The sequence below is a fragment of the Acinetobacter sp. GQ146 genome (assembly GCF_059758585.1).
Window position 1 is genome coordinate 1 of the sequence record NZ_JCAXDV010000019.1, and the last position, 2,941, is coordinate 2,941.

Sequence of the window (2,941 nt, forward strand, 5' to 3'; positions counted from 1 at the left end):
TTCTAGTCGTTGAATGTGGCCTTCAAATTTTATTAAGTCATACATTTACATAAAAACTCATCAATTTTATTCAATAGCATTAAAATAATTTTCAAAATAGGATTCATGATCATTTATTTTTTATATAATATAACACCAAACCTATACTTTAATTACATTAAAATAATTTTAATGAGTAATATTACAAACATAACGTTTATGTCTTGAGTGAATAAAACTTATATTCCAATATCCAACCAATTGATTTAAGGACTGCCCTTCACCAATACTACCATATGAATCCAAATTTACAGGTGGTACAAGTTCTAATTGATTCATTTCCTTATCACAATATACATATGATTCTTTGTATTTTTCTTTATAAAACCAACCACTTTCTTTAAGACTAGCTTCAATATTATTTAAAAAATTTCTTTCACTAATAGTATCATCACTCTGAATTTTAAAAATTAACCGATCTGCATTGTAAGAAGAGAATGAATATCTATCTAGGATGTGATCACCAAAAATATAATTAGCATCTTTTTCAAAATATTTTATTATAGAATTCTCAACCCTAGAACCACTTAGAACATCTTTATTATCACATGCAACAATTGATAGAGCCAAAATAAAAAATAAAATTATTCTTAACAACATACATAAAACTACTTAATCAATAAAATTTCAGTTTATTAAAAAAATCAATACAACTTAATTATTGGAATTTCATCTTTAATACAATGCTTAACTCCTGTTTCACTATACGACAGTCCAACTGACCATTCATTTATATTTTCATATTTTATTTCCTCACCATCATAACCATAGTGTTTTGTATTAGTTGGATACAGCACTCCCATATAGATCTTTTTATCCAGACAATATTCAAAAAAGCTATCACGACTTGATATTAGCACCCAACGATCATCTTTCAAATTTTTCTATATATTTTCAAAATCACCAAATGACATTTTTGATTTTTCCACCTCTGCTGTTGCATACTTATTCACAGGATTATTAATCCAAACTTTCTCCCGTGGGTCGTACTTTCCAAAGTAGTTATCAATTACTTTATTAAAATATTGATCTTGCTGCTTTTCCTCAGCACGTGAACATGCAGTCAGCAAAAAAGATAAAAACAACATTGAAATAACTTTCATAATTTACTCTTAATATTTATCCTATAGTTAAAAGAGAAAATACTAACAAAAGTACTAGCATCTATATCTCAGTCAAAATCTATTTCTATATTTTCATAGATGCTGATATTTTTTCCAAAAAAATATTAAGAATACATCTAAAGATAGCATTTCAACACTTGTTCAAATTATCTTTTTAAATTAATCTAATTTAATTACGGGTATCTCATCTTTTCTACATTGATTCACTCCACTTTCCCCATAAGACAATCCTACTAGCCAGTCATTAATATCTGTATATTTAACTTCGCGCCCTTCAGAGTTGTAATGATGTGGTCGTATTGGATAAAGTATACCTATATGTATTTTCTTACCCAAACAATACTCGTAGTAACTATCTTGATCAGAAATAAGTTTCCAACCATCAACTTCCAACTTCTTACGAATATTAGAAAAATCATTTAAAGAAAGATTTGATTTTTTTATTTTAGTAATTGAATATTTACTTTCTGGCGTATCAACCCAATTTTTTTCATTTGGCTGATATTCCCCAAAGTATTGATTAATGACATGTGTAAAATACTCACCTTGTTGAGTTTCTTCAACGCTAGTGCAAGAATAAAGGCATATAGTAAAAATTAAAAAGTAATTTATTTTTAACAATTCCATCATTTTTTAATCACAAAAATAAGCTAAAAAACAGATGCATTAATCAATAAAACTTATAAAATTAATTGAATTTTTCATCCTTACAATAAGAGGTACCTTGTTTTCTATACAAAATACTAACATTCCATTTATCTAACTCACTCGACTTTATATACAACTTCTGTCCAAATTTATCAAAATAATCCATTTTCCTTGGATACAATACCGTCATATCATTATACTTATCATAACAAAATACATATTGATCCTCTGAGATATAAACCAACTTCCATTTCTTCTCTATTTCTCCCTTAACTTTCTCAAACTCATCTAGAGATAAATCTTGCTTTGAAACAAAAACATTATAATAACTAACAAAGTCTCTTTTCATCCCTTCCTTTAAATCGTAATTATAGTTTTTAAAAATTCGCTCAACTTCCATTTTAACATTAATCTCATTACTATCATCATTACATCCAAATAAACCAATACTAAAAGTAAAGACAGACATCAGTTTTATAAATCTTATCATCAACTTAAAACCATATTAAAATAATACTAACTATCAATATTACACACATAGCGTTTATGTCTAGAGTGAATAAAACCTACATTCCAATACCCAACCAACTGGTTTAATGACTGTCCTTCACTAGTAGAACTATAAGTATCTAATTTAACTGGAGGTACTAGTTCTAGTTGATTAGTGTTTTTATCACAGCAAATATAAGCTTTTTTATATTTTTCTTTATACAACCATCCTTTTTCTTTAAGACTAGGTTCAATATTGTTTAAAAAATCCCTTTCGCCAATACCACCATCACTCTGAATTTGAAATATTAACCTATCTGCATTATAGGATGAGAATGAATGTCTATCTAAGATGCGATCACCAAAAACATAGTTAGCATCACTTTCATTTTTTTTAATTATTGTCTTATTATTAAGACTTTTAACCTCTGATTTATCAGCACGTGAACAAGCCATCATAAGAAGAACTAGAGGAAATATTAAAATAAACTTCACAATTTAAAGCTTGGTAAAATCTATAAAATCATTCTAATCTAGATTACATTCAGCTATTTTTGTCGTACTTTTATATATAAATATATTCCACGAGTTTATATCATCATAATTAATTGGAACACCAGTTGTAGTTTTTTCATTTATTC

General features: G+C 27.1%; 4 protein-coding genes and 1 pseudogene. All 5 read right to left on the minus strand.

Annotation, left to right across the window (positions count from 1 at the left end):
• Nucleotides 1–168: 168 nt before the first annotated feature.
• Nucleotides 169–639 carry a hypothetical protein gene (locus AC6CHI_RS16050; RefSeq protein ID WP_498122491.1) on the minus strand — a complete coding sequence of 157 codons (471 nt, stop codon included), beginning with the start codon at nt 637–639 and terminating at the stop codon, nt 169–171.
• Between the two features lie 44 nt (nt 640–683).
• Nucleotides 684–1,142, minus strand: a pseudogene (locus AC6CHI_RS16055) (hypothetical protein).
• Nucleotides 1,143–1,322: 180 nt separating this feature from the next.
• Nucleotides 1,323–1,793 carry a hypothetical protein gene (locus tag AC6CHI_RS16060; protein ID WP_498122492.1) on the minus strand — a complete coding sequence of 157 codons (471 nt, stop codon included), beginning with the start codon at nt 1,791–1,793 and terminating at the stop codon, nt 1,323–1,325.
• Nucleotides 1,794–1,851: 58 nt separating this feature from the next.
• On the minus strand, nt 1,852–2,280 hold the full coding sequence (locus AC6CHI_RS16065; protein ID WP_498122493.1) for a hypothetical protein: 429 nt from the start codon (nt 2,278–2,280) through the stop codon (nt 1,852–1,854).
• Between the two features lie 47 nt (nt 2,281–2,327).
• Entirely contained in the window at nt 2,328–2,795 is a 468-nt protein-coding gene (locus tag AC6CHI_RS16070; RefSeq protein WP_498122495.1) for a hypothetical protein, read from the minus strand.
• Nucleotides 2,796–2,941: the final 146 nt, after the last annotated feature.